This window comes from Oceanotoga sp. (assembly GCF_030445905.1).
Taxonomy (GTDB): Bacteria; Thermotogota; Thermotogae; order Petrotogales; family Petrotogaceae; genus Oceanotoga; species Oceanotoga teriensis.
Map to the genome: position 1 here is coordinate 23,151 of NZ_JASUSU010000035.1, position 8,503 is coordinate 31,653.

At 28.5% G+C, this 8,503-nt stretch carries 7 protein-coding genes; 4 read left to right on the top strand and 3 right to left on the bottom strand.

Features of this window, described 5'->3' with window-relative positions; genetic code table 11:
• Positions 1-5: 5 nt before the first annotated feature.
• The 4 genes from PWP28_RS10130 (at position 6) to PWP28_RS10145 (ending at position 4,126) form a co-directional block, all read left to right on the top strand.
• A complete protein-coding gene (locus PWP28_RS10130; protein WP_264150496.1) occupies positions 6-422 on the top strand; it encodes a secondary thiamine-phosphate synthase enzyme YjbQ in 417 nt (138 codons plus the stop codon).
• 126 nt (positions 423-548) lie between these two features.
• A complete protein-coding gene (locus tag PWP28_RS10135) occupies positions 549-1,550 on the top strand; it encodes a 2-hydroxyacid dehydrogenase (protein WP_264150495.1) in 1,002 nt (333 codons plus the stop codon).
• Positions 1,551-1,561: 11 nt separating this feature from the next.
• Complete coding sequence (locus PWP28_RS10140; RefSeq protein ID WP_308644686.1) at positions 1,562-1,798, top strand: DUF3783 domain-containing protein; 237 nt, start codon at positions 1,562-1,564, stop codon at positions 1,796-1,798.
• Between the two features lie 186 nt (positions 1,799-1,984).
• Positions 1,985-4,126: a methyl-accepting chemotaxis protein gene (locus PWP28_RS10145; RefSeq protein ID WP_308644687.1), complete on the top strand. Its 2,142-nt coding sequence runs from the start codon at positions 1,985-1,987 to the stop codon at positions 4,124-4,126.
• 160 nt (positions 4,127-4,286) lie between these two features.
• Here the strand turns inward: PWP28_RS10145 and PWP28_RS10150 are convergent, their stop codons facing one another.
• From PWP28_RS10150 to fba, 3 genes are all read right to left on the bottom strand, one after another.
• Positions 4,287-6,101, bottom strand: coding sequence for a TIGR03960 family B12-binding radical SAM protein (locus PWP28_RS10150; protein ID WP_264150493.1), 1,815 nt, complete (start codon positions 6,099-6,101; stop codon positions 4,287-4,289).
• Positions 6,102-6,163: 62 nt separating this feature from the next.
• Complete coding sequence (locus tag PWP28_RS10155; RefSeq protein ID WP_109605832.1) at positions 6,164-7,363, bottom strand: acetate kinase; 1,200 nt, start codon at positions 7,361-7,363, stop codon at positions 6,164-6,166.
• A gap of 78 nt (positions 7,364-7,441) precedes the next feature.
• Positions 7,442-8,380, bottom strand: a complete 939-nt coding sequence (gene fba, locus PWP28_RS10160; RefSeq protein WP_109605830.1) for a class II fructose-1,6-bisphosphate aldolase — start codon at positions 8,378-8,380, stop codon at positions 7,442-7,444.
• Positions 8,381-8,503: the final 123 nt, after the last annotated feature.

Sequence of the window (8,503 nt, forward strand, 5' to 3'; positions counted from 1 at the left end):
ATTATATGAAATCCTTTAGAAAAGAGCTATGGTTTAATACTTCAAAGAGAAGAGAATTTATAAATATTACTGATGAAGTTGAAAAATGTTTAAAAGAATCTGGAATCAATGAAGGTATCTTACTTTGTAATGCAATGCATATAACAGCCAGTGTATTTATAAATGATGATGAAAGTGGATTGCATAAAGATTTTGAAAGATTCCTTGAAAAACTGGCACCTGAAAAACCATATGATCAATATCAACATAATGGATTTGAAGATAATGCAGATGCACATTTAAAAAGACAGATAATGGGAAGAGAAGTTTTAATAGCAATAACAGATGGAAAACTTGATTTTGGGCCTTGGGAACAAATTTTTTATGGAGAATTTGATGGTATGAGAAAAAAGAGAGTTCTTGTAAAGATTATAGGAGAATAAGTTAAAAAATCATTTCCAAATGTAATAAAATATTCCTTTAATTGTTTATTTTGTATTAAATATGATACTTTTGGTCGGGATTATGATATAATACAAAATGAAAAAACAAAAAAAGGAGTGAATTATATGAAAATAGCTATTTTTTCTACAAAAGAATATGATATAGAATTTTTAAATAAAGCAAATGAAAATTTTGGGAATGTACATGAATTGAAATTTTTTGAGACTAAATTGAATAAAGAAACAGCATTGCTTGCTAATGATTTTGAAGTTGTTTCTGCTTTTGTAAATGATGATTTAAGTAGAGAAACAATAGAAATATTATCTAGGGGAAAAACTAAATTAATAGCTCAGAGGGCAGCTGGATACAATAACATTGATTTAAAAGCTTTGAAGGAATTTGGTATAAAAGCTGTAAGAGTTCCAGCATATTCACCAAATGCAGTTGCCGAATATACTATTGCGATGATGCTTTCATTGAACAGAAAAATTCATAGAGCTTATGACAGAGCGAGAGAAAAGAACTTTTCATTAAAAGGACTTATGGGTTTTGACATGAAAGATAAAACAGTTGGAATAATAGGTACTGGTAAAATAGGCATGAATGTTGCAAGAATTTTAAAAGGATTTGATTGTAATATAATTGCTTATGATAAATATCCTAATCCTGATTGCGAAGAATTTTGTGTTGAATATACAGATCTCGATTCTATTTTTGAAAAATCAGATATTATAACGATACATAGTCCACTTGTCCCAGAAACGTATCATATAATAAATAAAAGAGCCATATCTTTGATGAAAGATGGTGTAATGATAATAAATACAAGTAGAGGAGAGTTGTTTGATACTCAAGCTGTTATAGATGGTATAAAATCCAGAAAAATAGGATCTGTTGGAATGGATGTATATGAAGAAGAAAGTGATATATTTTTTGAAGATCTTTCTGATAAAGTTGTTGAAGATGATCTTTTGAGTATTCTTTTAACATTTCCTAATGTTATAGTCACTGGTCATCAAGCATTCTTTACTGATACTGCAATGAATAATATAGCATATGTAACACTTGAAAATATTTCAGAATATGAAAAAGGATTGGAACTGACTAATGAAATAAAAAGTAAATAAGGGGGATTTTTATGTATGATGAAATAAAAGATATACCTGCAATAATAATGAATGGATTAACTAATCAACAAGTTTTAAAGATAATGAGAGCGATTAAAGATATAGATGGACTTCCTAAAACGATATTTGCCACAGTTACTCCTACAAGTTCTCAGTGGAAATTGGAAGATTTAGTGAAAGAATTGCAACAAGAAGATATAGAAATGAAAAAAGTTTCTAAAAGTTTAAAAGAAACAAAAGTTGATTGAAATGATTAAAAAGCCCTATTTTTAGGGCTTTTTTCAATTTTAAATCTTAAGTAAAGTTTTTTTTAATATTCTAAAGTAAATGGTAATAATTTGTTAAAATGATATATATTTCAATATTGAAAAATATATTTAACAATGATATAATAAATTATGATTTGTTTTGCTAATCATCTGGAGGTGAATAGCTTGAAGTTTTCAGCAAAATTTATTTTGATAGTTATATTGTTTTCTATTGTGCCACTGATTTTATTCTGGGGATTGAGTTATAACACATCTAAAAATTCTATAGAAGAACTAACAAAGAATCAGATGGGGATTTTATCTGATAATTATTCTGAAAAGATAGAAGATTATTATTTGAATTTTGAGAGATCTTTAAACTCAATTGCAAAGATAGAGTTTATAAATTCATACTTAAAAAGTCTTTCGGGATATTTTCAGAGTTTTGACAATCCCACAGAATTGTTTAGAACTGCTTATGTCGATTTAAACGAGTTCGAAGATAGGTCGGAGATGAAAAAAGTAACACAAAATATATCAGATACTATAGAAAAAGATTTTGGTGATGGTATTTATGATCTTGAGGATTATGATCTTTTTCATAATAAGTATCATGATTCTATGAAAGATTTTAAAGATGTAGAAAAACTCGAAGATATATATCTGATAGATAAAGATGGATGGATAGTTTATACAGTTCAAAAAGGTGAAGATTATGCAAGGAATGTGAATGATTTAAATAATCAAATTACAGATATGTTCTTGAAGATGAAAGAACAAACATTGGAAGAAACATATCCCGTAATAAATGATTTTTCTTATTATGATGCAAAAAATAAAGAACTCATTTTTTTTGGAATACCATTAAAAAAATATGCTATCGATGGATATCTTGTAATATCTAAGAGTATAGATACTCTTATATCTATAGTTAATTCAAATGAACAAAGTAATACTGAAGTATATTTGACAGACTATGAGGGTAAAATTTTAAACTTTAATAGTGATAAAAGTATTGATTTAAAAGAAATGCAAAACAAATCAGGAACAGCTATTTATGAATCTTTCTCCGGGGATGAGGTAATAGGTTCGTATAAAAAAATCGATACTCGTTATGGCTATCAAAAGGTCATATTGATAGAAAAACCGACAAAAATTGCTTATAAGAGTGTATATGAACTTAATAAACTGAATATAATAATTATATCAGTTACAGTAATTGCGATATTTGTCTTGGTTACTCTGTTTTCAAAATATCTAATAAAACCTGTAAAAATTATACAAAATAATGTAGAAAAAATTGCAAAAGGTGATATATCGAATAAAATAGATATTTTAAGGAAAGACGAGTTTGGATTGATAGGAAAATTATTTGAGAAGGTTAGAGGAAGTTTTAAAAATATAATACATGAAGTAAAAACTGCCACACATGATATTAATTTAGATGCCGATAAAGTCGAAGAAGGATCTGTAAAAAATATGGAAAATATAATGGATATAAAAAATTCTGTTGAAATGATTCAAAGAAATACAGAAAGTGTTGCTGCATCGGTTGAAGAAACTAATGCTAGTATTGAAGATGTTGCTGTTGGTGCCAAATCAATTTCAAGCTCTGCAAATGATCTTTCAAATAAAACACATGCAATAATGGATAAAGTAGAAGGATCAAAGAAAGAGATAAATTCTATGCTGATGAGTGTTGATGAAATAGATATCCTTATGAGAGAAAATAATCAAAGTATACAAAGTTTGTCCGATAAAACGGTATCTATAAAAGATATAACAGAATCTATACATTCTATTGCTGAACAAACAAATTTACTTGCTTTGAATGCTGCAATAGAAGCAGCACGTGCTGGTGAAGCTGGAAAAGGTTTTGCTGTAGTCGCCGATGAAATAAGAAAACTTGCAGAAGAGAGTAATATTGCGGCTGGTGATATAGAAAGTAATATAGACTTTTTAGTTAATGATTCTTCAAAAGTTGCGAAAGAGAGTGATAAAGTTACAAATAATGTTTCGCAGATTACCAATAGTATAAAAAATATTGCGATGAGTCTTGAAGAAGTCATAACTTCTGTATCTGAAATTTCAAGTATGATAGAAAATACAACTGCAAGTGCACAAGAACAAGGAGCCTCAATAGAGCAGGTTACAGAAGCTATAAGTATGATAAATAGATCTATTCAAGATATGGTAGTAGAAATACATAATGTTTTTGATAAAATAGACCATCAGGTACAATCCATAAGCGATCTAAAAGATTTATCAGTATCCTTAAACAGATCTATAAACTCATTGGATGAATTTGCCAACAAATTTAAAATATAGGAATTTCGTTAACATTGCTCAAAAAATTGGTTACTTTATTACATTTAAAGGTAACTAAAGACTATTGAAGAGTAACATAAAATAGTGTAATATTATATCAGAGATAGATCCCCCTATCCCCCCTGAGATAAACCCAGAACATTATTACCGGATCCAGCGATTAGGATCCGGTTTTTTTTATTATTTTATAGTCTGTATTTATGCAAACTCCGCATGAAGAACATTTATCCCATCTACAATCTGGAGTTAGAATTAATTCTTTTGATTTTTTCCATTCGGATTTTAAAAATTCTTCTGATATGAGAGTATCTATTATATTCCAAGGTAATTCATCATCTGTTTCATATTCTTCTATATATTTTATACAATTTAAACCCAGTCTATTCATAGATCTTGCCCAAGCTCTAAAATTGAACTCTTCTTCATTTTGTTGAAGATAACCATTTTCATTAAAAGTTACATCATATATTAATTTTCCTATATCTCTATCACCTCTTGCAACGATCGCTTCAAGATAACTTTCATAAGGTTCATGTATATTATATCTTATTTTATATTTTCTCAATTTTTTTATTATTTTGATTCTTCTTTTTATACTTTCCATATCTAAAAAAGGTGCATATTGAAAAGGTGTATGAGACTTTGGAACAAATATTGAAACATTTACAGTGATATCTTTGATCTTACTTTTATTTTTAATTTTTCTTGCAATTTGTACTATTTGTTCTATATCATCATCACTTTCTTCTGGTAAACCCATCATAAAATATAGCTTAACATTATTCCAACCATTTTCTTTTGCGATACTCACAACATTTAAAATTTCATCTTCATCTATACCTTTATTTATTAAATCTCTCATTCTCTGAGATCCAGCTTCTGGAGCAAATGTAAGCCCTGATTTTCTTCCAGTTTGTAATTTTGAACTTATATCTATACCGAATTTATCAACCCTTGAAGAAGGTAAAGATATACCTATTTTATTTTCTTCAAGATAAGGTAAAATTGAATCGATTATATCATCTAAATTTGAATAATCGAGAGTGCTTAAAGATAGTAGAGAAACTTCATTATAACCAGTATTTTCTAAAACTTCTATGATTTTATCAGATAAATATTTAGAGTCTCTTTCCCTTGAAGGTCTATAAAACATTCCTGCATGACAAAATCTACAACCTCTATTACAACCTCGCATAATTTCTATTACGGCTCTTTTATGTACTATATCTATATTTGGTACGATTTGATTTATTGGTATTTCATGATCTTTAAAATCTTTTACTTTTTTTGCTTTAACTCTTTTTGGAAAAGAATCTGATATTGGTACTGATATTTTAATATCTTTTTTAGTATTTTTCAAAGTATAAAACTTTGGTACATAAAATCCTTCAATTTTTGAGAAATCTATTAATTTTTCATCTCTTGTTTTATTTGATTTTAAAATTTTATTTATATCATCTATAACGGTTTCTCCATCACCAATAAAAAAAACATCTATAAAATCTGCAATAGGTTCTGGATTTGTTGTACAAGGTCCACCAGCCATTATTATTGGGTCTTCATTTGTTCTTTCATGTGAATATATTGGAATATTTGCGAGATCTAATAATTTCAGTACATTTGTAAAACTCAATTCATACTGTAAAGTTATTGCAAGCATATCAAAATTATTTATAGGTTCCAGTTTTTCTAGTGAAAATAAAGGTATTTTATATTCTTCCATCTTTTCAATCATGTCTTTCCAAGGTAAAAAAACTCTTTGAGCATAAATATCTTTATCTTCATTAAATAATTGATATAATATATGAAATCCAGTATGAGACATCCCTATATCATATATATCAGGAAAACATAATCCTATTTTTACTTTTGAATTTTCTTTATTTATTTGATTATATTCTCCACCTAAATATCTTGAAGGTTTTTGAACTTGATGAATTATTCCTGTATTAAAAAGAAATTCGCTTATTTTCAATTTTATTCCTCCTGAAATATAAAATAAAAGGGGCTATTAGCCCCATATATTATACATTAAAATCACATATTTTCCACAATTTTTTTGGTATCTCTTGCAATCATCAATTCTTCATCTGTAGGTATTATCAATACTTTAACTTTTGAAGAATCAGTTGAAATGATTCCTTCTTTACCATTTAAAGTCTTATTTTTTTCTTTATCTAATTCAACACCAAATATTTCAAGGTATTCACATACTTTTTCTCTGAATTCAATTGTATTTTCGCCAACACCAGCAGTAAATATCAATACATCAAGACCCTTCATTGCAGTTGCATAACTACCTATATACTTTGCAAGTCTATAAACATAAACATCTAAAGCGAGTGCCGCTTTTTCATTTCCATCATCTTTAGCAGCTCTTATATCTCTCATATCAGAACTCAAATAATCACTTATTCCATAAACGCCACTTTTTTTATTAAGTATATCATCTACTTCATCCATAGAATATCCATTTCTCATTAGATAAATAGGAATTGCTGGATCTATATCTCCAGATCTTGTTCCCATTATAAGTCCTTCAAGAGGGGTAAAACCCATAGAAGTATCCACAACTTTTGCATTTTGTATGGCTGCAACTGAACCTCCATTACCTATATGAGCACTTATGATTTTTATATCTCTTTTTCTCAAACAAAGTAATTCGGCAGCTCTTTTTGCTACGTATCTGTGAGAAGTTCCATGAAAACCATATCTTCTGATTTTATATTTTTTATAAAGCTCATATGGTAATGCATACATAAAAGCTTTAGGCGGCATTGTTTGATGAAAAGCTGTATCAAAAACTCCAATTTGAGGAACTTCTGGTAAAAGTTTTTGAGCAGCTTTAATCCCTGTGATATTTGCTGGATTATGTAATGGAGCAAGATTGATATTATCCTCCAAAGCTTTCATAACCTCATCAGTTATCAATACAGACTTCGAAAAATCTTCTCCGCCATGCACAACTCTATGACCAATGGCGTCTATTTCCGACATGCTTTTTAAACAACCCTTTTTTTCATCTGTTACTAATTCTATAACTCTTTTTAAAGCTTGTTCATGATTCTCGAAATAATGTTCTTCTTCGAACTTTAAATTTCCACATTTTTGTTTGATTTTTGAATCTGGAAGACCTATTTTTTCTACCAAACCTTTGCATAATAACTCTTCATCATTCATATTTAAAACTTGATACTTTAGCGAAGAACTTCCGGTATTTATTACTAAGATTTTCATATGATCCCTCCTACCTAAATATAAATTTCGATATCCCTCATATGAGGGATATCGAAATATTGAATATATTTATATCTATTATATTTTTCCAGCAGATCCTAAAATATCTATTCTATCCATTACAACTTGTTTGGTATAGTCCATAGCAACTTTATAATATTTTCTTGGGTCAAATTGTTTGGAATCATTATCTAAGTATTCTCTCAATCCAGCTATATAAGCTATTCTTAGGTCCGTATCGGTGTTAACTTTGTTTATACCAAATTTAACAGTTTCTTTTAATACATCTGAAGGAACACCTTTTGAACCACCAAAATCGGCACCGTGTTCTTCAGCTATTTTAACATATTCTTGAACAACACTTGATGCACCATGAAGTACCAATGGTTTACCAGTTATTTCCTTAACTTTCTTCAATCTATCATAATCTAGTTTTGCTTCGCCTTTAAATTTAAATGCACCATGAGAAGTACCTATTGCAGGAGCAAAAAAGTCTATTTCAGATTCAGCACAGAATTTTTCAGCCTGATCTACATTTACGAGTACATTTTCAGCAGCTTCTACATTATCTTCTATACCAGCCAATTGTCCTAATTCTGCTTCTACAGAAACTCCAGCAGCATGAGCAATTCTTGCAACATCTTTTGTTATTCTCAAATTATCTTCGAAATCATAATGTGAAGCATCTATCATGACTGAAGAATATCCAGCTTTTATACAAGCCATTATTATATTAAAGTCTTTACCATGATCTAAATGTAAAGCAACTGGAATATCTAAATCATTTGCAAATTCTTTTACCATATTTACAAATATTCTTGCACCTTTAAAATAATCTCCCATACCTGCATATTTTATTGCACCTTCACTTGTTTCTATTATAGCAGGTGATTTTTTTTCTGCAGCACCTGCAAGTATTGCCTGTAAAAATTCTAAATTGTTGATATTAAATGCAGCTACTCCATAATATTCTTTACTAGCTTTATCGAGTATTTCTCTTGTATTAACATAAGACATTTTAATACCCTCCTTTATTGTTTGAAATAGTATCTTTCTAAATTCTAAAAACGTTTATTTAAAGTAATTTTAAACGATGTTAAAAGGGATATTTACCTCCATAGGTTATAATTAAATTGTTAA